The sequence below is a fragment of the Pseudomonas sp. NBRC 111124 genome (assembly GCF_001320245.1).
Classification (GTDB): Bacteria; Pseudomonadota; Gammaproteobacteria; order Pseudomonadales; family Pseudomonadaceae; genus Aquipseudomonas.
Map to the genome: position 1 here is coordinate 1 of NZ_BCBA01000070.1, position 26491 is coordinate 26491.

13 protein-coding genes and 1 pseudogene are annotated in these 26491 nt (G+C 62.9%); 7 read left to right on the top strand and 7 right to left on the bottom strand.

Features of this window, described 5'->3' with window-relative positions:
• The 3 genes from APH28_RS24590 to APH28_RS24600 all read right to left on the bottom strand — a co-directional run.
• Nucleotides 1–843 (bottom strand): hypothetical protein (locus tag APH28_RS24590; protein ID WP_060513071.1); only part of this gene is annotated, 843 nt, incomplete at its 3' end.
• A 21-nt stretch (nucleotides 844–864) separates the two neighbouring features.
• On the bottom strand, nucleotides 865–1797 hold the full coding sequence (locus tag APH28_RS24595; protein ID WP_060513072.1) for an ABC transporter permease: 933 nt from the start codon (nucleotides 1795–1797) through the stop codon (nucleotides 865–867).
• Nucleotides 1794–3377, bottom strand: a complete 1584-nt coding sequence (locus APH28_RS24600) for an ABC transporter substrate-binding protein (RefSeq protein WP_256250250.1) — start codon at nucleotides 3375–3377, stop codon at nucleotides 1794–1796. The genes APH28_RS24595 and APH28_RS24600 overlap by 4 nt, the downstream gene beginning before the upstream one ends.
• Nucleotides 3378–3965: 588 nt before the next feature.
• On the opposite strand from APH28_RS24600, the gene APH28_RS24605 reads away from it, so the two are divergent.
• The 4 genes from APH28_RS24605 to APH28_RS24620 all read left to right on the top strand — a co-directional run bounded on the left by APH28_RS24605 (nucleotide 3966) and on the right by APH28_RS24620 (nucleotide 8912).
• Entirely contained in the window at nucleotides 3966–6065 is a 2100-nt protein-coding gene (locus APH28_RS24605; RefSeq protein WP_060513074.1) for a TonB-dependent receptor domain-containing protein, read from the top strand.
• Between the two features lie 112 nt (nucleotides 6066–6177).
• Nucleotides 6178–6708, top strand: coding sequence for a GNAT family N-acetyltransferase (locus tag APH28_RS24610; protein ID WP_060513075.1), 531 nt, complete (start codon nucleotides 6178–6180; stop codon nucleotides 6706–6708).
• 89 nt (nucleotides 6709–6797) lie between these two features.
• Nucleotides 6798–8117 carry an FAD-binding oxidoreductase gene (locus APH28_RS24615; protein ID WP_060513076.1) on the top strand — a complete coding sequence of 440 codons (1320 nt, stop codon included), beginning with the start codon at nucleotides 6798–6800 and terminating at the stop codon, nucleotides 8115–8117.
• 12 nt (nucleotides 8118–8129) lie between these two features.
• Nucleotides 8130–8912: an NAD(P)-binding domain-containing protein gene (locus APH28_RS24620; protein WP_060513077.1), complete on the top strand. Its 783-nt coding sequence runs from the start codon at nucleotides 8130–8132 to the stop codon at nucleotides 8910–8912.
• A gap of 108 nt (nucleotides 8913–9020) precedes the next feature.
• Here APH28_RS24620 and APH28_RS24625 read toward each other — a convergent pair whose 3' ends face one another.
• On the bottom strand, nucleotides 9021–10499 hold the full coding sequence (locus APH28_RS24625) for an FAD-dependent oxidoreductase (RefSeq protein WP_060513078.1): 1479 nt from the start codon (nucleotides 10497–10499) through the stop codon (nucleotides 9021–9023).
• Nucleotides 10500–10715: 216 nt separating this feature from the next.
• Here APH28_RS24625 and APH28_RS24630 point away from each other — a divergent pair.
• The 3 genes and pseudogenes from APH28_RS24630 to APH28_RS24640 all read left to right on the top strand — a co-directional run bounded on the left by APH28_RS24630 (nucleotide 10716) and on the right by APH28_RS24640 (nucleotide 12807).
• Nucleotides 10716–12095 (top strand): annotated as a pseudogene (locus tag APH28_RS24630) (MFS transporter).
• 11 nt (nucleotides 12096–12106) lie between these two features.
• Nucleotides 12107–12457: a cupin domain-containing protein gene (locus tag APH28_RS24635; RefSeq protein WP_060513079.1), complete on the top strand. Its 351-nt coding sequence runs from the start codon at nucleotides 12107–12109 to the stop codon at nucleotides 12455–12457.
• Nucleotides 12458–12468: 11 nt separating this feature from the next.
• Complete coding sequence (locus tag APH28_RS24640) at nucleotides 12469–12807, top strand: RidA family protein (RefSeq protein ID WP_060513080.1); 339 nt, start codon at nucleotides 12469–12471, stop codon at nucleotides 12805–12807.
• 51 nt (nucleotides 12808–12858) lie between these two features.
• Here APH28_RS24640 and APH28_RS24645 read toward each other — a convergent pair whose 3' ends face one another.
• The 3 genes from APH28_RS24645 to APH28_RS24655 form a co-directional block, all read right to left on the bottom strand.
• Nucleotides 12859–17952: a SpvB/TcaC N-terminal domain-containing protein gene (locus APH28_RS24645; RefSeq protein ID WP_156340943.1), complete on the bottom strand. Its 5094-nt coding sequence runs from the start codon at nucleotides 17950–17952 to the stop codon at nucleotides 12859–12861.
• A gap of 61 nt (nucleotides 17953–18013) precedes the next feature.
• Nucleotides 18014–21928, bottom strand: coding sequence for a hypothetical protein (locus APH28_RS24650; protein WP_060513082.1), 3915 nt, complete (start codon nucleotides 21926–21928; stop codon nucleotides 18014–18016).
• 51 nt (nucleotides 21929–21979) lie between these two features.
• Entirely contained in the window at nucleotides 21980–26464 is a 4485-nt protein-coding gene (locus tag APH28_RS24655; RefSeq protein ID WP_060513083.1) for a neuraminidase-like domain-containing protein, read from the bottom strand.
• Between the last annotated feature and the right edge of the window lie 27 nt (nucleotides 26465–26491).

Sequence of the window (26491 nt, forward strand, 5' to 3'; positions counted from 1 at the left end):
CCGACCGATCACCGCCTGTACCAGCGGGTCGGCGGCCGGTTGCGACTGCCCCGGCACGCCGAAGGCGCGGGTGCGGCCCTGGACGAAGGCCACGGCATCGGTCAGCACCGCGCGGCTGATGCCGGCCAGCGTGGCCAGGTGCACCACCTGGTAGAACGCGGTGAGGTACGACTCGGCGCGCAACTCGCCTTTGGCGAAGCGGCGCAACAGGTGCTCAGGCTGCACCGTCACGTGCGTGAAGCGCGTGGTACCGCTGCCGGTCAGGCGCTGGCCGAAGCCATCCCAGTCATCGACCCGCTCCACGCCCGGTGCACCGGTCGGCACCGCGAGGCTGACGAAGTCGTCGCCGTGGTTGGCCACCGCCGCGACCCAGTCGGCGTAGAGGGTGCCGGTGCAGTAATACTTCTCACCGTCCAGGCGGTAGCCGCCCTCACCCTCGCTGAGCTGCACGGTATTGCCGGTGCTGTCGGTGCGCTCAGCCATGGCCGCGCCCCACAGCTCACCGGCCACTACGCGGGCGAACCAGTAATCCTGAGAGGCAGCGTCGTTGGACGACAGGCGCCCTTCGACAAAGCCGAAGTGGGCGCGGAAGATCTGCGGCAGGTTTGAATCGGCCTGGCCCAAGCGCACCAGCTGGCGCAGCAACTGCGGCAAGGTCGCACCAAGGCCGCCATGGCTGCGTGGCACGCGCAGGGCACCGAGGCCGGCTTCACGCAGCCAGGCCACCGGCTCATGGGCCAGGGTGCGCTGCTGCTCGCGGGCTACCGCGCCTTCGGCAATACGCGCGTAGATGGGCGCAAAGCGCTGATCCAGTTCGGCATCGGTAATCGGGGTTTGACTCATGACAGTTCCTTTCTCGTGAATTCAGGGGCGCGCGGTGCGCGGGTCGATGGCCTGGGTCGCCAGGTCCACCAGCAGGTTGACCAGCACGTAGAGGGCTGCGGCCAGCAGGGTCACGCCGAGCACCAGCGGCACGTCCTTGGTGGCGGTGGCATCGAGCATCAGCCGGCCGATGCCCTGGCGACCGAACAGCAGTTCGAGCACCACGGCGCCGCCGAGCAGGCTGGCGAACACGTAGCCGGCCAGGGTCACCAGCGGCACCAGGGCGTGGCGCAAGGCATGGCGCAGGCGCACGGCGGTGTCACCCATGCCGCGGGCGCGGGCCTGGGTAATGAAGGGCTGTTCCAGCACCTGCTCCAGCGACTGGCGCAGCACCTGGGCCAGCACCGCCGCAATCGGTAATGCCAGGGCCAGACTCGGCAGCACCAGCGAGCGCCAGCCGCTTGAACCGGACGGCGGCAGTAGATGGAAGTAGAAGGCGAAGGCCAGCAGCAACACCGTGCCGATCACGAAGTTGGGTGCCGACGACAGCACCAGTTCGATACCCGACACCAGCGCCCGCAGGCGCGGCCCGCGGTTGGCGGTGAGCAGCGCCGAGGCCAGCGCCAGCAGCACCGCCAACAGCGCCGCGCTGCTAGCCAGGGCCAGGGTCGCGCCGGCCTGCTCGGCAATTGCCTGGCCAACCGGGATGCGCAGCCGGTATGACTCGCCCAGCTCGCCCTGGGCCAGGCGCAGCAGGTAATGCCCGTATTGCACCCACAGCGGCTGATCGAGGCCGTATTCGGCGCGCACCTGGGCCAGCAACGCTTCGCTCGGCATGGCATCCGGGCCGCCGAGAATCGCCAGGGCGGTGTCGCCACCGCTGTGCTGCATGCCGAGGAAAGTCAGGCTGGCCGCCGCCCACAGCACGATCACGCCGTCACGCAGGCGGCGCAGCAACATTGCCAGCAGTTTCATGGTTGCTCCTTGGCCAGCCACACGCTGGTGAACAGGGGAACGTTGTGCGAGCCGTCGAACAGCACGCCGCCGACCACGTTGCGGTAGGCCAGCAGCATCTGGCTTTCCACCGAGGGCACGGCTGGCACGGTCTCGCCCAGGCGCTGCTGGGCCTGCCGATACAACGTGCGACGTTGTGCCGGGTCGGTGCTGCGCCGGGCCTCACCGAGTAGCTGATCGATCTGGGGGTCGCGGAAGTGGCCGACGTTCTGCCCGATCATGTGCGCGCTGGGGATCGAGTGGCTGTGGTAAAGGATGTACAGGCCGTCGGCGGTGTTGGTGTGCCAGTAGCCGCCGCCGAGAGCATCGAAGTTGCTGCGATAGCGCAGCTCCATGACCTTGCTGATCGGCAGCAGCTCGATGCGCAGGTCAAAGCCGACCTTGCGCAGGTCCGCCTGAGCCGCTACTGAGACATTGGCCGGGAACGCCGGGTTGTCGTAGGTCAGCAAAGTCGCCTCGAGGCGCCGGCCGTTGCGGGTGCGGTAGCCTTCGGCATCGCGCCCGGTCCAGCCGGCGGCATCCAGCAGGCGGCCCGCTTCGGCCGGGTCGAACGCCAGCGCATCGCGCGCCACCGGGTCGTAGCCGGGGGTGTTCACGGCAAGAAAGTCACCCTTGGCCAGGTACTCGCCAAAGCCGGAGATCCACGCCAGGCCGTCGCGGTCGATGGCCTTGGCCACGGCCAAGCGCACCCGCACGTCATCGAACGGCACGCGCTCGACATTGAAGGTGATGCTGCGCATCGGGTTGCCCTTGCGGATGCGGTTGCGCAGGGTCAGCTGCGGGTTGGCGCGGATCGCCGCGGCGTTCTGTGCCGGGGCGTCCAGGGCCATGTCGTTGTCGGCCGCTTCCAGCGAGGTGTAGCGGATCATCGCCTCGGGCACGTAGCTCAGTTCGATGCCGTCGAGGTAGGCCTCGCCCTGGTGGTTGATTGCCGTGGGTGCCCAGTGGTAGCCCGGGCGGCGGGCAAAGCTGGCGCGCTGGTCACGTACCCAGCCGGTCAACACGAACGGCCCGGTGCCGATCGGCTGGCTGGCGATAGTCGCGGGCGCCTCGAGGATCTGCCGTGGCGAGATCATCCCCAGCCAGGCCTGCGACAGCACATCGAGAAACGGCGCATAAGGTGCGCGCAAGGTAGCCTCGAAGGTGAATTCATCGACCACCCTGCCCTGCAGATACGGCGCAATGTAGGCAGCCGCCAGCGGCGACTTGGTCTTCGGGTCGCGCATGTGTTCGAGGTTGACCCGCACCGCTTCGGCGTCGAAGCGCTGGCCGTCGCTGAAGGTGACGTCGTCACGCAGGTGGAAGGTGTAGGTCAGGCCATCGGCGCTGATCTCCCAGCTTTTCGCCAGCCACGGCGTGAGGGTGCCGTCTTCGGCCTGGTAGACCAGGCAGTCGAAGAGGATGCGGCCCATCCACTGCATGTTGCCGTGGGACAAAGCGTGGATATCGAAGCTGCCGGCGTCGGTCGCTGCCGACACGCGCAAGGTGCCGCCCCGCTGGCCGGCCTGCTGCTCGACGAAGTCGCTGGCTGGATAGCGCATTACGCCATTCACTGCGCTGACCGCTTCGCCCTTGAGGGTATTTTGCGTTTGCGGAGGTGTGGCAGGTGAACAAGCGGCAACTAACAACGCACTGGCCAACAGGCACAACTTGAATAATCGGGAATTTGGCTGCACAGCAGGGCCTTTATATAGACGGCTACATAAAGGGCTATTGCAGTTGTCATGCCAGCGCTAAATCCGCGCATTCATTGAGTGCTAATTCAAACTTCTGAATGATTAATCATACAAACTGTTTCACTCCTGTTGCTCCGGCAACATCCAGCCCTGTGGGAGCGGGCATGCCCGCGAATACGGTGTTTGCCGCACCGCCGCATTCGCGGGCACGCCCGCTCCCACAGCGTTCACCATAGCGGTCGGGTATTTGTTTATAACCGACACTGTTCCAGACGCAACACGACCGCAACAAAACTTGCTGTTTCGATCATCACCACACACTAAGTCACTTGGCAAACCCCCAACTTCCGGCCTTTTGCCAGCTGGCACAGAAACTGCTCTTACCGATTTCGACAGGCCTGACTATTCCCATAGAACGCCGAGGACCTACGATGACTTTCAAGGAATACAACGATGCGTGCGATCCACCCCCAACCACTGCGCCTGGCCATCCGTCGCGCCGCCCTGGCCAGCCTGCTGGCCCCGGTCACGGTACTGGCTGCTGACCCAACCCTCAGCACCGTGACCGTGCAGGCTGCCAAGCAGACTGAAGTGCAACAGGCCGCCAGCGCCCTCGCCGAAGTGCCCGGCGGCACCAGCGTGGTCGACAGCGAAGAAGTCGCCAAAGGCCGTACTGCCACCCTGCAGGACACCCTGGCCTACCAGCCCGGCGTATTCGTGCAGTCCACCGGCGGCAACGACGCGGCAAAGATCTCGATCCGCGGCTCCGGCGCCAACACCTCGCCCGGCTACTTCCGCGAAGGCATCAAGTTCCTGTTTGACGGCCTGCCACTGACGGGTGCCGGTGGCACCCCATACGAATTCCTCAACGCCAGCGGGGTCAACTACACCGAGATCCTGCGCGGCGCCAACGCCTTCCAGTACGGTGCGCTGACCCTCGGCGGCGCGGTCAACTTCGTCAACCACAGTGGCTACAGCGCCCCCGGCCTGCGCGTGCGCGCCGAGGCCGGCAGCTACCACTACCAGAAGCAAAGCATCAGCTACGGCGGGGTCGAAGGCGACCTGGACTACTACCTGCAGGCCGACAACTACCGCAACGACGGCTACCGCGACTACAGCCTGTCGAAAAGCTCGGGCATCGTCGCCAACGCCGGCTACCGCTTCAACCCGAAGCTGGAAACCCGCCTGCTGCTGCGCTACCGCGACGAGACCCACAACGACCCCAGCGCCACCACCCTGGACAATGCGCTGCACCACCCGCGCCGTGCCAGCGCCACCGCCGAAAGCAGCGGCGCCGGCGCACGCCGCCCGGGCAGCATCTGGGTCGGCAGCAAGACCACCTACACCTTCGACGACGATGCCCGGCTGACCTTCGGCCTGTCGTACCACGACTACCGCCACACCAACAGCCCGCGCAGCCCAAGCAACCCCAGCTACTGGGACTGGCACGACCTCGGCCTGCTGCTGGGCTATGACCGCGTCGACTACCTGTTCGGCCACGAGAGCCGCAGCAACATCGCCTTCACTTCGACCCAGCACCTGCGCGGTGGAGTGGATTCGGCCAACGGCAACAAGGTGTCGCTCAAGCAGGTCAACTACAAGGACTCGTTCGACCGGGTGATCGCCCTGGGCAACGACATCAACCTGGTCGACAACCTGTGGCTCACCAGCGGCGTGTCGTTCATCAACGTGCGGCGCAAGGTCAATATCGACTACGCAGTGAACCCCAACACCACCACCTTCCCGCAGCATGTCGACTATGACAACTGGAGCGTCGCCCCGCGCATCGGCCTGCGCTACGAGATCAACCCCGAGCTGCAGGTGTTCACCAACTTCAGCCGCAGCATCGACCCGCCCGCCTCGTGGGAATACTCAGGCTCCGGCCCGACACTGCCGTACATCCGCCCGCTGGTGGAACAGAAGGCCAACACCTTCGAGGTCGGCATCAAGGGCTCGCACGGCATCTTCGACGGCAGCCTGGCGCTGTACCGCTCGTGGATTCACGACGAGTTGCTGAACGTGCAGATCATTCCCGCCACGTCTACGGCGGCTGCAGTCACCGGCGCGTTCAACGCCTCGCCAACGATTCACCAAGGCGTCGAGGCCGGGCTCAACACGCGCCTGTGGGACAACCCCGAGGGTGACCTGGTGCGCTGGCGCCAGTCGTACACCTACAACGATTTCTACTACCGGCATGACGACACCTTTGGCGACAACCAGCTGCCGGGCGTGCCCAAGCATATCTACCAGGGTGAGTTGCAGTACCAGGACCACAGCGACTGGTACACCGGGGTCAACGTGCAATCGGCATCGCGCACGGCGGTGGACTATGCCAACAGCCTGTATGCGCCGTCTTACACGATCTGGGGAGCGAACCTGGGGTATGAGGCGCCGAAGGGTAACTGGAAGGTGTCGCTGGACCTGAAGAACCTGGCGAACAAAGCGTACGTGACAGCGGTGACGCCGGTGTACAACGCGCGCGGGCTGGATACCGCATCGTTCTGGCCGGGGGATGGGATCGGGGCTTATGTAGGGGTCGAGGTTCGTTACTGATAGCTGATTTTTCCTGTACCGACCTCTTCGCGGGTAAACCCGCGAAGAGGCTCGCACAGATTACACAAAAATATGCTTAGATCTCCCGATCAACCCGCCAGGAAGGCCCGCAATGCCCTACCCTGATCTGCCGCGCACCCTGTCCACGCCCCGCACCCTGCTGGTCCGCCCTGCACTGGCGTTCGCCCAGCAACTGCAGCAGGCGCTGCTCGACAGCTACGCCCTGCACCAACCGTTCCTGGCCTGGGCCAAGCCCGACTGGACCTTGAAAGAAGTGCAGGAATCCCTGCAACTGAGCGCCGAAGAATTCCTCGACCCGGCCAAGGAAAAGCGCTATTTCGTACTTGCTGCAGACACTGGGAATGTCATTGGCTGCATCGGCTTGCGCCCTGGCAACGACGAGTACGAAGTGGGCTATTGGGCGAACCAGGCCAGCAGCGGCCAGGGCCTGATGCGCGAGGCGCTGACCTGCCTGCTGGATGCCGTGGATGTCACCGTATGGCTGACCACCGACATCGACAACCTGGCGAGCCAGCGCCTGGCCGAACGTTCTGGATTCGTGGCGGCCGGCAGCACGTTGACCGAACTCGACCCCAGCACCCCACGGCCGCTCTACCGTCGCGTACCTACCGGGCACGGGTGAGCCCGAACATCCCACCACCCGTCCCTCCCGTTATATGCCCCCCGCCAACCCCGATGCGATAGTGGAGAAAACAACACGGATAAAATCCCATGTACAGAAACACCTCTACCCCCGCGGACGACAACGGTTGCGGCTGGTTCCACCTCAGCCCCAAGCGCCAGCCACGCGCCGCGCACCGGGGGCGGAGCGAGGCGCGCTGGGTGGTGCTCGGCGCGGGCTTCACCGGCCTTGCCGCAGCGCGGCAACTGGCGCTTCACCACCCTGACGACGAGATCATCCTGGTCGAAGCGCAGGAAGTCGGCTTCGGCGCCTCGGGGCGCAACTCCGGCTTTGCCATCGACCTGCCCCATGACATCGGTGCCCCCGACTACATCGGCGACCTGGCCACTGCGCGGATGAACCTCAAGCTCAACCTGCGCGCCCAGTCGATCCTGCGCGGGCTGATCAACCAGCATGGCATCGACTGCCAGATCCGCCCGGACGGCAAGTACCAGGCCGCGGTCGAAGACAAGGGCCTGGCAGTACTCGAAGCCTACCGCAGCGGCCTCGAAAAGCTCGGCCAGCCCTATGAGATGATCGACACTCGCGACCTGCCCGCGCACTTCGGCACCGATTTCTACCGCAAGGCGCTGTACACCCCCGGCACACAGTTGCTGCAGCCAGCCGCGTTGGCCAAGGGCCTGGCCGAAAGCCTGCCCGCCAACGTCACGCTACACGAAGGCACCACCATCACCCGTATCGAACAAGGCCGGCGCATCACCCTCAAGCACGCCAACGGCGAGATCGTTGCCGATCAGCTGCTGCTGACCAACAACGCCTTCGCCTCGTATTTCGGCTTTCTGCCGGGCCGCCTGCTGCCGATCTTTACCTATGCCAGCATGACCCGCGCGCTGACCGAAGAAGAACAGGCGCGCCTGGGCGGCAAGTCGACCTGGGGCATCATCCCCGCCGACCCGTTCGGCAGTACCCTGCGGCGTACCCCAGACCAGCGCCTGCTGGTGCGCAACAGCTTCAGTTTCAACGCCAATGGCCGTGCCCAACAGCGCTATCTGCACCGTGCCGGTCGCCAGCACCGCGCGTCGTTCGAGCGGCGCTTCCCGATGCTCGCGGGCCTGCCGTTCGAGTTCACCTGGGGCGGTTCGATGTGCCTGTCGCGCAATCACCTGTCGCACTTCGGCACCCTGGCGCCAAATGTGCACGCGGCGCTGTGCTGCAATGGTCTGGGCATCACCCGTGGCACCGCCACCGGTACCTTGCTGGCCGACTGGCTGAGCGGCGAGCGCGACGAGCTGATCGACTTTTTGCTGAGCTGCGAAGGGCCCAACCGCAACCCGCCGGAACCGCTGCTGAGCGTCGGGGTCAACTTGAACCTGCACTGGGGCCAGCGCCGCGCCGGCCTGGAAAGCTGACAAGGAGGCAACATGTATAGCCTGGGTATTCTCGGTGTCGGCGAGCTGACCGAGAAAGTCGTGATCGGCCTGCGCCGCAGTGGGTTCGAAGGCACGCTCTACTTGTCGCCACGTAACGCTCAACGCGCCGAGGCGCTGGCGGCCGAGTACGGTTGTGAGGTATTGCCGAGCAATCAGGCCGTGGTCGACCAGGCGGACCTGGTGATTCTCGGCGTACGCCCGGAATCCCTGGGGCAGCTGGCCAGCGAGGTGCACGTGCGGCCGGGCCAGCGCCTGGTATCGCTCGCCGCCGGGGTCAGCTTGGATTTGCTGGCCAACGCCTTCTCCGGCGCCCATTGCGTGCGGGTGATGCTGTCTTATGCGGCGCAGTACAACCAGTCGACCGTGGTGGTATGCCCGGCGGATGCACTGACCGAACAGTGCCTGGGGCCCTTGGGCAAGCTGGTGGTGGTGCAGGACGAGCCGGCATTCGAGCTGGCCACGGTGGCGGCGTGCATGAATGGCTGGTTCTATTTCCTGCTGCATGACTTGCAGCAGTGGCTGACCGACAAAGGGCTGCCGACGGCCGAGGCGCGGGCGCTGGTGCTGGGTAACCTGCAGGATTGCGTGACCAGTGCGCAGCAGCAGCCGGCGTACACCCTGAAGGCGTTGGGGCAGGCGATTGCCACGCCCGGGACCTTTACTGCCGATGGCCTGGCGGTGTTGATGCATCAGCCGGTGAGTGCCAACTGGGGTGCGGCTTGCGAGGTGGTGCTGGACGCCTTGCTGACCCGGTCGGGGTTGGCTGGGCGATAGGTTTTTCCTGTTCCGGCCCTTTCGCGGCTAAAGCCGCTCCTACAAGGGTTATGCGATCCCTGTAGGAGCGGCTTCAGCCGCGAAGAGGCCAGCTGCCGTGATGCAGATCTAAAGCTGGCGATACACCCGGGCAGTATCCTGTTCAAAGTGCTTCAACTCTTCCTGCCGGCGCGCCTCCGACCAGCCCATCACCTCTGCCGCGCGGTGTGACAACTGCTCCACCCGTTCACGCCCCAGGTCCGGGTCCAGCCCCCACGGCAAGCGACGGCGCACCAGGTCGACCAAGCGCACCACGTGCTCACGGGCAACGATGCGGGCGATGTCCTCGCCATCGATGCGCTCGCGTTCAATCATGCCCTTGGGCGCCGTGCCCCGCTTGCCCAGCCGCGCCTCGACGCCACGGGCGATCACCCGCGCCGCATGGCGATGGAGCATGATGGTCGAGCCGGTCAGGGTCAGCAGGTCCGGCTTGCCGGCCGCCTCGCTCAGGCGCACCGGCAGGTAGGTGCTGCGGCCATCCAGGGTCGAGGTCGGGCGCACGCCGCACCAGCTGTACTGCACATCGGCGCGGGTCAGTTGCAGGTCGGGGAACAAGTGGTTGGCCTCGGCCAGGATGTAGTCGATCTCGCCGTCCTCGACGCGCACCGTGTCCGGGTCGTCGGTGAAGTGCGACTCGGTCGGGCCGATGAAATGAAACTCGCGCCAGGGGAATACGTAGTACGGCTCGCCCTTGCTGGAAAACGCCTCCAGGCCCTGGCCACGATAGGCCTCGGGCAGCCGCACCATGACGTTGACACCCTTGATGCCAAGCACCCGCGGGCCACGGTCGGCAGCGCCCGCCACACGATCGACCCAGGGCCCGGCGGCGTTGATTACCACCTTGGCCGTCACGTGCGCCTGGCCGAGGGCCTCGGGTGCCTGTTCGTCCAGTGTCAGCCGCCACTGGCCTTCACTGCGCTGCAACTGACTGACGCGGGTATATGTGCGCACCGTCGCACCGCGCCATTGGGCGTCCAGCGCAGTGTCGACGCAGATGCGCTCGGGCCAGGCGTACATGTATTCCTCGAACACCCCCACGCCACGCAGCGGCCCGCCGAGGCCGGCAGCCATGGCACTGTCGCCGGCCGCTTGTTGCGCCGACTGGCGGCGGTAGGCCAGCGGTACCTTCCAGCCACCGAGCGCCTCGACCAGGCGAAAGCCCATGTCCACCAGCCATGGGGGGTAGCGGTCGCCCTTGCGGAACGGGTAGTGGAAACGGTGCTTGGTGAGGTGCCCGGGCATGTCCTTGACCAGCTCGGCGCGGCAGCGCATCACCTCGCGGGTGTAGCGCAGGCGCTGCCACATGTCGAACGGGCGGAACGGGATCTGCCACAGCGGGTAGCGGGCAGCCAGGTAACCCAGGCCCGAATAGAGCATGCGGCTGGAGCGCGACGAGGTGCCGGCACCGATGTCGCCACGGTCGACCAGCAAGGTGCGGAAGTTGCGCGCGGCCAGCTGCCGGGCGGCGGCGCAGCCGACCGCACCGGCGCCGATGACCACCACGTCGTAGTGGTCGCCGTCGAATGATTGCAAGGGGGGACGGGTCATGTGTCTGGTTCCGGTTCTTGTGATTGTTCTGCCTCCTGCACACAGTAGAAAAGCCCGCGCCCTCCCCTCTAGAACATCCAGGACAACTTGCATAAGCCTTGGGCGAGCCCTGCCAGTGCATCCCATGACTCGTCCCAGCCGTTATATGGAGCCCCGCAAGGCCAGTGCCATAGTGCCGCGACGCTGATGCGTGAATAACAACAAGAGGCAAGTTGAATGACCACATCCAAACGCTCTGTCGAAGATGCTCCGCTGAACGCCTTCCACCGCAAGCTGACCGTCTACTCCGCTGGCGGCCCGTTCCTCGATGGCTATGTGTTGAGCATCATCGGCGTGGCCATGCTGCAGATCACCCATGCCTTGCAGCTGTCGGCCTTCTGGGAAGGCCTGATCGCCGCCTCGGCGCTGATCGGCGTGTTCCTCGGCGGTTTTCTCGGTGGCTGGTTCACCGACAAGTTCGGGCGCAAGGTGCTGTACCTGGTGGACCTGATCGCCATCGTCGGTTTTTCGGTGGCGCAGTTCTGGGTCGAGTCGGCCTGGGCGCTGTTCGCCTGGCGCTTGGTGATTGGTATTGCGGTCGGCGCCGACTACCCGATCGCCACTTCGCTGCTGGCCGAATTCCTCCCGCGCAAACAGCGAGGCCCACTGCTCGCCGCCATGGTGCTGATGTGGTTCGCCGGTGCTGCCGTGGCCTATGTAGTGGGTGAATTGTTGTTGCGCATGGGCGGTGACGACGGCTGGCGTCGGGTACTGGCCAGCGCCCTGTTGCCGGGCGTGCTGTTCCTGATTGCCCGCAGCGGCACCCCGGAGTCGCCACGCTGGTTGCTGAGCAAGGGCCGCAAGGCCGAAGCCGATGCGGTGATCAAGAAGGTCTACGGCCCGGACTATTCGATTGCCGACCTGCCCGAGCAGAGCAGCGGCAAACCGGTGGCGCTGTGGTCGCTGTTCCACTCCGGCTAGGGCAAGCGCATGGCCTTCGTCACGCTATTCTGGACATGTGCCATCGTGCCGCTGTTCGCCATCTATGCCTTCGCCCCCAAGGTGCTGCAAGCGCTTAAGCTGACCGGCGACTGGGCCGCCTACGGTTCGATCGCCATTACCTTCCTGTTCACCCTCGGCTGCTTGTTGGCAACCTTGCTGATCAACCGCCTGGGCCGACGCAAAATGCTGATCCACAGCTTCCTCTGGTCGGGTCTGTCACTGGTGCTGCTGGGCGTGTTCCCCGATGCTTCGCCGACCACCGTACTGGTGCTGTTCGGCGCCTACGCGGTGCTGATCGGCGGTGCCCAGGTGCTGGAATACGTGTACCCCAACGAACTGTTCCCCACCGAGATCCGCGCCTCTGCCGTGGGCCTGGCGACTTCGCTGTCGCGCATCGGTGCTGCGGTGGGCACCTACCTGGTGCCGATCTCGCGGGCCAGTTATGGCGTGGCCAATACCATGTTTGCCGCTGCACTGATCTCACTGTTCGGCGCGCTGATTTCCTGGTGGCTGGCCCCTGAAACCAGCAAGCTCGACCTGCAGCAGGCTGCTGCCCTGGGTGGTCAAGCCGCAACAACGTCACCCACTTACAAAACTGTCGCTCGTAAAGCCTGAAGGAACCTGTAATGAGCCAAGTCCTTACCGTAGTCCGCAATGCTCCTGCCTCGCTGCTGGGTGAGCCGTCCCCTGCCCGCCTGCCGATCGGCGAACCGATCGCCCACGCAGCATCCGCCCAGGACCAGACCGATGAAGCGGTCGGCGCCAGCATTGGCGTGTGGGAAAGCAGCCCGGGCGTGTTCCGCCGCTTCCTCAAGAACCGCGAGTTCAGCCATATCGTCAGCGGCCGCTGCACCTTCACCCCCGATGGCGGTGAGCCGGTGGAGCTGCGCGCCGGCGATGCGGTGCTGTTCCCGGAAAACTGCGAAGGCGTGTGGCATGTCCACGAAACCCTGCGCAAAACCTACGTGCTGTTCTGAGGAGCGGGCAGATGATCGAACGAATCAACCCTGGCCCACGGGCCAGCCAGATGGTGCGGGTGGATGGGCGCATCGAGACCTCCGGGATCGTCGCGCTGGAAGCGGGCGATATCGCCGCGCAAACGCGATGTGTGCTGGCGCAGCTGGAGCAATGGCTGGCGCAGATCGGGGCTGGCAAGCAGCACCTGACGCGCATGCAGATCTGGCTGGCCGACATGGGTGAGTTTGCGGCCATGAACGAGGTGTATGACGTCTGGGTGGGGAACCAGCCGCCGGTACGAGCCTGCGTGGGGGCTGCGTTAGCGGCGCCTGAGTACCGGATCGAGATTCAGGCCTTCGGCCAGCTTTGAGATTCCCGGGGCCGCTTACGGCCCCCTGTTTTGACCTGGCGCCTCCTGCTTTCAGTGCAACGTCCGCCGGGCCCTGGCCCGCGCCAGCTCGATCACCTCGGCCCAGGTGTCGTTCTCGTCCTCCGACACGGTGAACCACGGGTACACCTGCACCCGCCGTTCGTAGTTGGCCCACTCACCTTCCACGTCTTCGCCGTTGGCGCACACCACCTTGTACTCACGGCCCAGGGCATCGTAGTAATGGGTGTCGGCGTAGATGCCCTCGCGGGCGCTGTCGTCGCTGACCCAACGCCAGTCATCGAGGTAGAACGGCAGCCATACGCGCACCGCCTGGCCTTTGTTGTCGAACTCGGTCTTGCCGGTCACCGCCCAGCGCACCTCGGTGTCGCGGGTGACGGCCTGCTGTTTGTCGTCGGTCTCCAACCCACCCGCTTCAATTCGCACAAAGGCTTCGCCCGGTGGGTTGAGAATAGCGGTCTGCAAGATCTGGCCACCCCCATTGAGCACTACCTTGACCCTGACCTGCTGTTCGGGATCGCTGTCGTAGCGGTCGGTCTGGATCTGGATCACATGGGGCGGCGTGCGCCCATTCATGATCGATGGCACAGCTTGCCCATCTCTGTTCAGGTGCCGGGCAGCGCGGCGCCAGGCCATTTCGCCACACCGTCGAACGCCATCGACGCTGCCATCGGCATTCAGCGCCAGCGGCATCCAGCTGTCGGCGATGACCGTGAACGCCTGGGCTACCGGGACTTTCTTGCTCAGGTTCAGCGCTACCGCAGCTTCTACCGAAGCCGGTGGATCGAAGGGCACTTCCGGGGTGTAGCCGCTCATCACCGCTTCATCACTGCCGCCAGGTGTCTCGGTGCCGTAGAAGCGCGTGTGCCGCACCCGGCCGAGAGCATCGAGGTCGACGGTGCTGGTGTTGTCGTTGGCATCCTTGATCTGAACCGGGGTGAGAAAACGCCAGTCATGCGCCTCGACCGTCGTCGTCAGGCCCGCAGCGTCGGTGACCAGCCGCAGCGCCAGGCCATGGGCGGTGTATTCCAGCTGGCTGGGCCCGGTGACCGTGTTCTCCTGCACCGTCTTGGGCAGCCAGAACTGCGCAGCACCGTGGTAGAGGCTGATACCGTGGTGCCCGCAGTAGGCCTCCTTGACCGATGGCTCGCCCAAGATACCTGGCGTACCGATACCCTCTGGGTCGTGGGGGTCGCCCAGCTCCGGCGCATCAGGGGCGCGATCCATGATGACATAGCCACCGCGCTTGAGCAGCTCAGTCAACGATTCGGCTTGCACGCGGCTGTTCAGCAACGTCTGGACCGCGTCCAGCCAGGCTTGCGCCGCCAACGGCAGCTGCTCCCCAGCGGCATCCGGCTGCAACGCCGCCAGCAGCGTACGCCAGAACACCGGCAATGCCTCGGCCCGAGCCAAGGCGGCTGCCACACTGGCGTGCAAGGTGACCAGGCTGGCGCTGCCCTCACCTTGCTGGCCGGCAAACCAGACCAGCACTGCCCACAGCGCCGCATCCGGTACCCGGCTTTCCTTGTAGACCGCTGCCTGCAGGCCATCAGGCAAGGCTGCCTCATCCGCCGCCAGCAGCCGCTTGCGCAAAGCATCCACCGAAATCACCGTCTTCAGGGCGTCACGCAACAAACGGCTGGCGTCCAGGTCTTGGGGTGCGCCATGCAGGTAAGCCAGCAGCAGCGCATACAGCGAGGTGTCGTCGCCCAGGGCTGGCAAGCGCTGGCGCACCCGCTGCAACACCTCCGGGTGGTTGTCGGGGGCCTTCAATGCTTGCGTCACCAGGTCCTGCAAGGTCTGCTCGAAGGTGGGGCGCAACACATCCAGCGAGGCCTTGTCGAGCATGGCCGTGCGGGTATAAGCCACCAATGCCTGGGCTGACGGCACGTTGGCCACACCGCTGCCGTCAGCGTCGCGCCAGACCACTTTCTCGTAGCCGGCCAGGGTGGTCTTGCCCGGGTCGGCCAGTGGCAATCCGTTTTCCAGCAGGTACTCAAGGGTGAAACCTCCGGCCGGCTCATCGCTGACCGCAAAGCGCACCACATCCTTGCGCTGGGTATCGGGCAAGCCAATCACCCAGGTGTCGTCGTCGACCAGGTTGTGCACCGTGGTGCGCGTGAGGTTGACCCAGCAGTCGTACTGCTGGGGATCGCAACTGGCGGTGATCAGCCCTTCCGGCAGGGTCTTCGGATAGATCGCCCGGTCTCGCTCTTCAACTTCAAGCACCTCGGGCGAGAGGCGCCGCGGGTAATGGATGCTGACACTCTCCAGCACCGTGCCATAGACATCCTGGCGCAGCACGATGTCCTGCTTGATCTGCGGGTCTTCAGAAATACGTTCGCAGGTGACCGTCAGCGCCTGAACGGGCGTCACCAGCGCCGACGGGCGCTGTGGGTCGGCCGTCGCGCAGGCGCGCACCTGCAAGCGAGGCCGCGCCACTGTGTAGGGCCGGTCTGCACGTTCATGGCCGTCCTCACCGTAGGCCTCCACGCGCATCAGCTGCCCGCGCAGGGCGCGGAACAACCAGGCCCGCTCGGCCGGCTCGGGTTCGAAGGCCTGCTCACCCTCTGCATGCCACTGGGTGAAGCGCACCGCGCCAGGGTCGAAGCCGTGTTCAGCCTCGGTATGGGCCCCTTGGGCAATTTGATCGTGCGCTTCGATGCCGCAATGGAACCAGCTGCACGTACGCGCGGGCGGCGACAGGTGCGCGGCGCCCTTGCTGGCCAGTGCATGGGTGTCGGTCTGCAGCAAGCGGGTGAAACCCGCGAATTCACGCTCCTTGCCGTCCCATACGCCCCCCAGGTACGTGGTCTGGCTGCCCAGGCACAAGCCGGTGATGTCGTTGTACCGGGTAATCTGGCTGACCGTGTGCACCGGGAACGGCAGGTAACTGACCGGGGCCTTGCCGGTGGCCGCGATCACCGCCGCCTTCTCGTCCAGCCAAGCCTGCGCCGAGCTGCGATAGGCCAGCTGCGTACGGCCGCCGGCGTTGTCCACCACGGTTTCCAGCAACCAGGGGCGCTGCTCGTTGAAGCGGTACAACCAGCTGCACGGTTGCAGGCCCGGGCCATGGTGAGGGCTGGTCAGCAGCAGGTCCGCCGTGCCCTGGCCGAGGATGTCGGCGACCTGCAGATAGCAGGTTGCATCCAGAGTCACCCCGGGTGGGGCCGGTACGAAAGCGCCCTCCTGGTAGCGGTTCCCGCTCTGGCTGACGAACACGCGGATGCCGTCCGGCTGCAGGTAGAGGATGTCGGTGGTGCCGGCGCCATCGGTGTCGGCCAGGAACACCCTTGAGGGATTGAAGTCCTCGATTTTGAAGCCAGGGATCTCGATGGCGTCGGCGAAACGGCCATAGCCCAGCGAAGGCCACAGTGTCACCCCCTGGCCAGTGATGCGCAACAGATGCGCCTGGCCACTGCCGGCAGGGTCGGCGAAAGCGACCAGTTGGTGCTCTGAAGACTCAAGGGTGGGTAATGGCTCGCGACCTTCATACGCTTGATTGAGCGCGGCCAGCCAACCTGCGGTGCCGCTGGAGGGATAAAGCCGCACACTCCTTGGCCCCAAGGCACGCAGCAACACGACATCCTGTTGCCCGTCGCCGGTCAGGTCGGTCATCTGCGCCTGCGGGTGATGAAATTCGCTCGGCAAGGCCGTCAACGGTACCAGGCCCCCCCAGCTGCCATCGGGTGCCAGGGTGAAACTGCCACACAGACCCGCGGTGACCAGCCACTCCGGGCGACCATCGCCGTCCAGGTCCACCAGCGTACCGGCCGTACCGTCTGGCTGAGTTCGCAGGGGTTGAGGCGTGCCCCAGGTAATCGCGTCCTGCTCGGCGCCGCTGCGCCGTTGCGGTGCCCGGTAGTGCCACGCGCCCTGATCGAGGTACAACAGGCCGGGGATCCCTTCACCGTACAGGTCAGCCAATTGCCACGCCGGCGACCAAAAACCGTTCAGCTCCGCCAGCGCCTGCCAAGCTGGCGCGGCACGGCCTGGCCTGCTCAGCTCGAACTCCAGCGGCGGCATGTGGCTGCTGGATTCATGGCTGATCTGTTGCGCCGACGCCAGCACGCTGGTGACCGCACCGCTGTCGTAAGCCAGGTGCACGCGGGCCACCAGGGTAGGCGTGTCGTCGTCTTCACCGTTCATGCGCGCCGTACGGTGCCAGAGCAACACATCGCGGCACAGGCGCCGAACGCGGACGTTGAAGCCGTAGCGCCAGAACGAATGGCAATCATCGCGTACCGGCCAAGGTTCCGTGGGCGCCAGTGGCGGCAATGCTTCAGGATCGGCACCGCGCTCGCCGTAATCGAACAGCGTGAAGGTGAGAAAGTCGTTCTCGTCGAAACCGTCCTGCGGGGTCAGCAAGGCCTCGGAAGGCGTGACGTTCATGGCATGCACGGACGCCAGGTACAGGTGGGTGACCTGTGGATGGGCAGCAAGCTCGGCCGCGCTGCAACCTGCGTCATCTTCATCGCGGTAACGGTAGACCACGTGTTCGCCACGGGCGGAGACGGTCTCTTCGAGGTACCAGCAGACCGCATGCCCCGGCGTGGTCGGGTCCTGCAGGCGCGCCGAGGCCGACCAGCCGTACAGTGACAGGCTGCCGTCGGGCAGCCAGTGCAGCCAGAAGCCCGGGGCGTCTGTTGCCGCCTTGTCCACCCAGTGCTCCAAGCGTTCTACCAGGCCGCCAGTACGCGCGCGCCAGGGGGTGACGGTGTAGACCACCGCACCACCCACGAACGGCAGGCCCGTAGCCTCCCGCGTCGCGCCGGCACGCAGAATCTCCTCACCGGACGGGCCGGCCAGGCGGTCGCTGACGTTGTATTTCGGGAAGCCGAAGCGGGTCATGCGTACCACTGCCGGCAACGGGCAGTCCCAACCGGCACCGAAGGCGCCATTGCCGCCGCCGGAGGAGTATTGCAGGGTCAATTCGGCAGACAGAGCGCGGCCTGCTGGCGAGGGCAGCGGTAGTTGCCAGCCGGCGGCGCCGTCCGGGCCACCGGCGGAGAGCATGCCGCCGCCGATGGAGACGGTGCCGCCGCCTTTGGGGAGTGACGGGGTAATAGCAGAGACTGTATTACTCCCGTCCTGCACCGCAGATGAAACAGGGTTTTGATCCGACACGTGCAAGCCTCCTACTTCAGACAGGGCAAACTTATAGTACGACGCTATTCAGTTAGGCACTCTAACTACGGTATATCAAACCGTCATCACCCGGGGGACCCATACTCAAATCAACGTGCAATTGAAACTGAAGAGCCCCCTGCCCCTCGGAAGACTTATTCAATGAAACATATACTTCACCGTCAATAAATGACATTACAGTATCCGCAACTGGGATCATCGCGATTGAAGCACCAGGTCTAAAAACTGAAATTGAAACCCGCACAAAAGCATCAAAGCCTGGCCACTTGGGCCGGAGTGAAAGCGAATTCCAACGTACTGAAAATGGAACATCAATAGTTTCGCCGCGGGCAAGCACCCTACCCTTATAGCTAAACTCAATATCATTCCATACACTGCTACTACGCACGCAAAGCTTACACAGCTCCTGAACAGCAGGGTATAAAGAGCACCGCATAGACACCACGCCCGCTCCGCTTTTTGAAGTACTCCCCGTCGCATACCAAATACTCGTCCCACTACTATGGGTTGACATCGCCACACCGACTGTTGGAGAAAAAAGCGCCGCCTCATTTTCCAGAGAATTATAAATAGTAAGTTTAGCCCCTAACGCCAGCATATGCGCTGCATCGTACTTAACCGTCAGTTCCTCGCGTGCGCCCCTTACCAAAAGCCACCCAGAACTTCTAGAGACCTCAAATTCATCCAGAAAGTTTTCAGACAATGTTCCACACACCGGCCACTCCAGCGGAGAGTCAAATTTATCTACAATCAGTTTCAACCCGAAGAGCCCGCGCTCACTGCCTGCGGTAAGCGCCCAGGCATTCGCCCCATTGATGGGTGCTTTAGAATCAAAACTCGGCTCCGCCCGCATCTGTGTCGCTGGTAAACCTTTATTCACAAAAGACAGTGAAACGTTGAGGTCAGTCGCCAAGTACAATGGGCTACCGCCTTTGTATACCATACGAACGTTGGTAGGGCTGTCAAAAAAGAACACCTTAGGTTCGGCCTTCGGATTCCGCGGATGCTCAAGCGCGATTTCATCCCCGAGATTTTTTGAAAGAATCATCCCCCTGCTCAAACGCAATGGCGTTTCAAAGCCATCCACTGTTACTTGAAGTTCGAAATACCCACTGCTGCTCTTCGGCGACAGCGTCCAACGGCTTCCCGTATCAGTAATAGCTTGTGGCACCTCATAATTCGGGTTCGCTCCCAATTGCGCCTTACCGAAGCCGCCCTGGGTCTCGACGAACGTCAAAGTAGCTTTGAGCGCCCCCCCCTTCAACGGGCTACCGGTCCTGGGCACGAGGCGAATGCCCCCCTCCGTGTTACGCCAAAAATAGCCGATCCCGCCTTTGTTAGAGCCCTCGACTTCAAGTTCTGCCTCATTAATCAAGTTTTCCGACAGCACCACGCAATCATCGTATGAAATCGTGTAAGCATCATCCTTGCCCACTTTGAACTTTAAAGAAAATTCAAGGCTTGAGTTCGGGGCGGTCACGGTCCACTTCAAACCTGCAGCGGGGATTTCGCGCTCGCCTTTGGGTTCCGTAGAAAGCGACGTAGTCAATATTGCGACAAGCCCAGCCAGCCCGAGAGCGCTGTCAACTTTCGGCACCAGTTCGACCTGATAGGCCTTTTGCCGATTGAACACCACTGTCCCGACCGGTATTTTACTTTCGACCTTGATATCAGCCTCTTCGATGAGTTTGTCTGACAGCAACATTGCCTCACCGACTTTCAACTGCAATGGCGTGGAAAAACCTTCAACAGCGACTTCTAACCCAAAGGTGCCGCGGCCTTTGGTGCCTGTCAGCGCCCAGGTCAGCTTTCCTTCAGGGGTAAATGGGTTCGCGGTGCCATACGCAGGTAATGCCGTCGTATCGGTCTGCGCGACAGTGCCAGCAAGAAACGTCATGACCCCCTTTAGGCCAAGCTCCTTCAAAGGGCTGCCTGCTTTCGCCGCGACGTTGACCTCTTTGGCGGTCCCACGCACGCAAACCATCGGCAATTTGGGCGCCTGTATCTCGGCTTCATCGTTCAAGTTTTGCGACAGCAAGAGCGCTTTTGACACAACCCAGGGCTGAGTAAAACTTTCAACATGAAATTCCAGGCCAAAGAACCCGCTGGCTGCCCCGCCCGTCAACGACCATTGCAAGCCCGCTGCCGGCAAGGAACGCTTTTGCGCATAGGCCGGAGACGCAGGTATGCTGCTTTGCTCCAGGTTAACCTTGACGAACGTCAACCAGGTCTCAAGGCCAAGGCTTGCCAAAGGACTGCCCTTTTTGGGCACGAGGGCGACTGTTCCGGCTTGTGTACGCCAAAACACTGGGTCGTCGCCAAAGGCAGCATACGGTACGGTCAAATCAGCCTCATCCGACAGGCTTTGCGACATCTGCACACCTTTCAATACGAACGGCGCGGCCAAGCCTGTCGCATTGGCTTCGAAGGCAAAAAGTCCGCTGGTACTTCCCCCCTCTATCAACCATTCCAAGCCACCTTCGGGCATTTTTCGCGCCGTTGAAGGCTCGAAGCTGATGCCCAGCTTCCCAGCACTGCCCTCCGGCGAAGTCAGCGTCACATCCCGGCCAATAAAGAAGTTCCCAGGGATAGCCTTGGGTTTCAAAACCAGCTTGCGCGCCTTGTCGCCGCGACTCAGGTGCAGTCCGAGGTTCTTGAGGTCCACCTCCTTGTCATCGAGCAACACCTGAACCTGATCCAGCCAAGGGGTGGTGGTGAACACCCTAAGGGTTTTGCCCTGCCGACTGTCCTCGCCCAGTTCATTCCTGGCGATTGCCGTGATCTCGGCCTGATTGGCGTCCCCCTCATCCCCCTTCTCGGGCTGGTAATCAATCTGCGACTGCCCATGCTGATCGGTGGGAACCGTGCCGAGCAAACGGCCATTGACCCGCCACTCGACCGGTATCTTCTCGACCTTGCGCTCAGATGTGAAATGGTTGAACACGGTCGTGGTGAGCGTCGCCTTGTTGGCGTTCTCGTCGTCGATGATCAGCGCGGTATCGCCCCCTGCGATCGTGCTCATGTCATTGACGTAATCGCCAACACTCGCAGCAACCTCCCGAATCTCCGCTTGCCAGTAGCTACTGATGCCTAGCGCCAGAGCGCCTGAGTTCGCGTCCGTTTTGGCGTTTGAAGACACCGTCCAGGCCGTAACGTCTTCGAGTGGCTGGAAGCTGTCTTCATCCGGTACTCCCCGGTTGAAGGGTGGATTCGCCTGCAATGCGAATTCAGTGGGCAACGTCTCGCCATGCCAGCTCAAGCTCGCTTTCTGGTGCAGCCAACTGTCAGTCTTTACTTCTGAGATGCCGAACCGATGCACTGCCCCATGACAGAACTTGTACGGGGGGACTGTCTGCTCGATCTTCAAACCGTCCGGATCAACGACCAGGCTCAGCGTGGCGGCCAATGCGGGCAAACGCACATCCAGGTCGATATTGCGCAGACTGAGGCGGTTGTTGCCTTTGCCCGCAATGAACTTGATGCGAATAGCGGTGACCGTGCTAACCAGGTTCTCAATGCGCTCCAAGGGTAGGCGCGTCCAGTTCACGAGCGCATCAGACGGTGACACGTCCGGCTCGATACCTTCCATGACCCGTTCCTGCAACCGCGGGCCTTCTTTACCACCGGTGAAGTCATAAATTTCCAGCCGGCAGTCACTCAGGCGGCCGGTATCGTACTCGCAGCCCAGCCAGAAATCGGGCCGGCCATCCTCAGTCGGGTTTGCCTCGACCGGCAGGGTGATGTCTTGCCAGAGGAACGCCTCAGGGTACAGACCCACATAGGGGGAGCCGCCTTCCTCTTGATACTCGTAGTCGCCCTCGACCTGCCAGGACTTGCCCTCACCAATACTGCCAAGTGGGAACGAGGGTTCCTTGACCAGATCATGGCTCTCGGACTCCTGCGCTTTGCTGCCTGCACTCGGGTTTGTGACCTTCGTTTCGTTACGCTTGACCATGATCATCTCCAGCCTGAGGCCGTATCAAAAAGAGGATGGCGAGTGTTCATCTCACACCTGGTTCAACAGCGCCTGCACCTCACGAGTGAACTGCGCGCCACCCGGTAGGGCGTGATAACGGATGTCGAGGACGATATCGCTGAGCCCTTCAAGCAATTGGGTTTGCTTTTCGGGAAGCGGGAACTGCAAGTTCCAGCGTGAAACCGCCCCGGTGCCCTCGAACGGCAGGTAGCGATCATCGGCTTCAGGGGCGGTCACCAGCCCCAGGTCCTGGCTGCCAGTCGACAGGCACACTTGCTGGTGCGGGCGCAGGCTCATCATCACGTTGCTGCCGTCACCGTTGCGTTGGGCCTTCGGCGTCAGGAAGTGCACGCCCTCGATGTCAGGCCTGATCAACAGGCTGCTTTGTGTCTGGGTCAAGGTGGCGCGGATGTTCTGATAGGGCCCCAGCAACGCTGGGAGCGAGACGGCCACGCTGTGCAGGCGGCGCATGTAATGGCCGGGGTAGTCCTGGTCGTACAGGGATTGCGAGAGGTTGAACGCCAGTTCGCCGTCAGCGCGCAACACGGCGAGCAAGGCGGGCCAGTCCTTGATCGGCTCGCCGCGTTTATTGAACAGCAGCTGCTCATCGTCTTCCAGCAATGCCTGCAACGAGACGGTCTTGCGTATCTCAAGGTGCCGCTCGTTGCGCAGCAGTGCTTCAGCCTCCAGGCGTTGCAGGTCCAGGCGCAATTCTGCGCCTGCATTGAGGCCCCAGCGGTCGGCCTGCCATACAGGGGTGCGGATGATGCGTTTGTCGTAGTTACCGGTTTCGTACTGCCAGCAGGCTTCGGCGCTGTTGCAGAGGCTGACGGCCACGTCGAACAGGGTCGCATGCCATGTGCTGGCCTGGGATCGCAGCCAGCGGTACAGGGCCGCGCTGGTCGACTTGTTCTGGTAGAACGCATACATCTGCTCGGCCTGGGCCAGGGCCTTGCGGCTGTGATCCAGCCCTGCGCTGGCTGCCTGAGTGGCGTGTTGCTGGGCTTCGAGCTGCTTGTCCAGCACCTGCAGTTCCTTGTCGGCCAGTTTGTATTGCAACTGCCATTCTTGGCGGCGGCGGCGGTACATCTCCGTGTCTTGCATGTTTTTCGCGGTGAGTTCCCCAATACTTCCCGCCGCGTACGCTATGGTCCCAGCTGCGATCAGTGGATTACCCACCCTATGCCCGCCGTTAGCCATGCCAAAAACATTCGGCGGGGTATTCATCAGGTAGCCTGCGCCTGTCAGCGCGCTGCCGACGGTGGTAGCAATTGAGCTCGCGCCATGCACCGCCATCGCCGCGATCTCCAGGGCCGAGACATTCTCGTCATACAGCGCCTGATAATGCACACGGCGCAGTTCACTGGCAGCCCGCTGCGCCGACAGCACGTCATGGTTCTTGCGCTGCTGCTGATACAGCTGCTGCTGCATGGCGATGGCGTAGTTGGCGATTTCCGCTGCATGGCGGAACTGCAACGTCTCTTGCTCGATGCGTTCTTCCATTTCCATGAAACCGCGCAACTGCTCGCCGAACTGGATCAGAATGGCCACTGTTTCCTGTGCCTTGGCGACCAGGGTGCGGAAGCGGTACGGCGGCACCACGGTGCGGTAGCCCTGCAGGTGCGCCAGGCTGGCGTTGCCGCCCATGCGCGCGAGCAGCAGGTCGAAGGGGTTGGCTGGCGGCTCGTACAGCGGCAACTGCATCGGGTTGCCTTCGAGAGTCAGGAAATGCCGCAGATTGTGGAAGCGCCGAGCCAGCACGCCCCAGGTGTCCAACAGCTGCTGATTGACCGGCGCACGAAAGGCCGGGTGCGCCGACACGCCTGCCCAGACGAACGTTGCCAGCTGCTTGGGCAGGTCGGCGGGCTGCACGTCGTGGGCGTGTTCGAGCAGCCTCGATTCACCGGTTCGCGAGCTTTGCAGCAGCGCGTCAACGGGCTTGGGCTGCCAGGTATCGATTGCCCTGGCGTTCGGTGCCTCCCCCATCAGGTCAGCTGCCATGTTGTAGAGCAACCAGGCATTGGCCAGGCTGTCACGGGTCTGCCGCCGATAGAGCAGATCGGCCTCTCCGATCAACAACTGCACCTGCTGCATGAACACCGCCTTGCGGTAGTGGGACGGTGCATGCAAGGCGATCACGTGGGGGTCGACCAGCTGGTGCTCAAGGCCGGCAGCCTGGGTGTCATCCTGCAGCAGCCAGGCGCAACTCCAGTAATCGACACCGGCCTGCTCGGTCGCCGCCTGCTTGCGCTGCGGATCGAACACCAGCCCGAGCCAACGGCGCGCGTCCTCGAAACGTTCTTCTTCCTGGAGCCGCGAGGCAATCAGGTGCGGAACATGGAAGAACAGTTCGCGCAGGTACAGGCCATTGGCGTCGAAATACTCCACCTTGGGGTCATCGTCCGCACGTTGCCATCCCTGATAGATCGTACTGACATCCTTGGGGTCAAAGGCGGGTTCCTGCAGCAGCTGGGCATCCCAGGCAAAAACAGCCTGAGGTGATGCCTGCGCGCGGTTGATCAGGTCGGTGATATGTTGGGAGTTCAACCGCGAGGTGACGGTACGATATTTGTCTACCGCCTCATACAAGTTGACGACCAGGAAATCCGTACCGCTGGCCTGCTGAGCGATAGTCGGCGGCTTACCGCCGTCAATCATCTTGCCCAGCCCGACCTCAAACTGCGCAGATTCGCTATCACTTGCAAATTTGACCGTGATGCTTTTAGTTTCTGGGTCCAGAAGCAGGCCCCGCCAGGCACTGGTGGCGCTCCCGTTCAGCGTCAAGGACTGCGCGTCAAAGGTTGTGCCCCCAATGGTCACCGCCAGCGCTCGGGTGGCCATTCTCAGGGCCACCCCGATGATGAAGTTGCCCTGGCTCGCCAGTGCCTGGGGTGCACTGCCATCAACGCGGAAGGTGAAACCGGCGCCTTGTCGAATGTTGCTGGCCTTATAGCTGAGCAACTGCATATCAAATTCTGTGAGCTCAACCTCCGCCTCGTACCAGCCGAAAATCCGTTTTTGGAAAGTGGTACTCAACAACGAAGTGACCGGTTTCCCCTCGTGCTGCAACTCTAACTTCTCGAAGAGGGGTTTCACGACAGTAGTGCAACGCAGCAACAAGGTGCCTGAAGGACCGGTGAGCACGTCTGCACGCACCCAGCCCAGGTCCACCTGGACACCACTGGAGAGGTAGACCGCCGCAGGCACCGGAACGGGTAATACCTTGGTGCTGCGGCCTCGTACACGAAGCGTATAGGTCGCCCCATCGCGGGCTTCAAGCAAGACGTCCACGCTTAAGTAGGGGTCGTTGCCAGCCTGTGGCTTGACCGTCACGGGCTGCACGTACGCATTTGTGATTCTGCGCTGAAAAGCCAAACCGCCCTTCGGATCCTCAAAGACCTTGAGCAGCCCGTTACGGCCCTCCTTATCAATGGCATCATCCGCAGGCACAGCGCGCTTCAAGACGTCACGTTGCACGTCCTTGATCAGATCCTCACCGTTCACCCATGCGACGTACAACTGGTCGTCACTGCCATACGTCTTGCCGACGGCCAAGGCCAACAAACGATAATCCGTATCCGTCAATGGATCGTCGCCCTTCTTGACGTCCGAGTCCTTGCTGAACAACAGCTCCGGTGTCGACCACTGGTTGTCCAGGCCCAGATACATCAAATGCACGTTGAAGGTATAGCGCTCCTTGGCACCCTCCTCGATTTCTAGCGGCGCCTCGTATTGCAGCCATACCAGATGCAAGCGCCCACAGAACAGCACCAACCTGGCCTGAACCACCTGTGCAGCCGCCGGCATGCTGATGGCTTTCCATTCGCTCCAGGCATCGGGTTGCACAAAAGTGGACTGCTGGTCGACGCGAACCTCCGCTTTGCGGCAGTAAAACTTTGGCGGTGAGGCAGCATCGTGCCCCAGCAGGTAATAATCCGAGTTGGCCAACGTATAGCCGGGGAACTTGCCTTCATCCGACTGTGGGCCTGCATAGTCGATGTAACCAGACTGCACGCGGATACTGTTCTGGAACTCGTAGCCATTCAGGTAGCTCAACAGCGCTTTTTGCGTAGCCGCGTCGGTGATCTTGCCCTGCGCCAGTTCGTTTTCCAGCCCCTGGAACAGCTCGGTTTTGTCGAAGCGCAGCTCCGGCCGAATGTAGTTCTCCGGGTAGTCTTCGAGCATCTGGTAGGCGGCCCAGATCGAGTAATTGGCCATGCCCTGTTGCCAGAACGTACGCAGTGCCGATGGCAACGCCGCGTCGTAACTGGGCTCGATATTGTTGAAGATACCGTTGATGTACGTCTGTACACAGGCCAGCGCTTCAGCCAGGTAGGACGTGGTTACCGCCGACGTGACCTGAGTGTCCAGCAACAGGTACTTGCTCAGGTGTTCGGCCGTCACCATGTTCAGTGCCGAGGCCTGAAGCACACCGGGTAACACATGGTGAATGCTGAAGGCAGACAACGCATCCCGCCATTGTTCGGCCAGTTGATTGTTCAGTGCAGTGTTCATGATCACCTCGCTAACCGCGATGAAAAA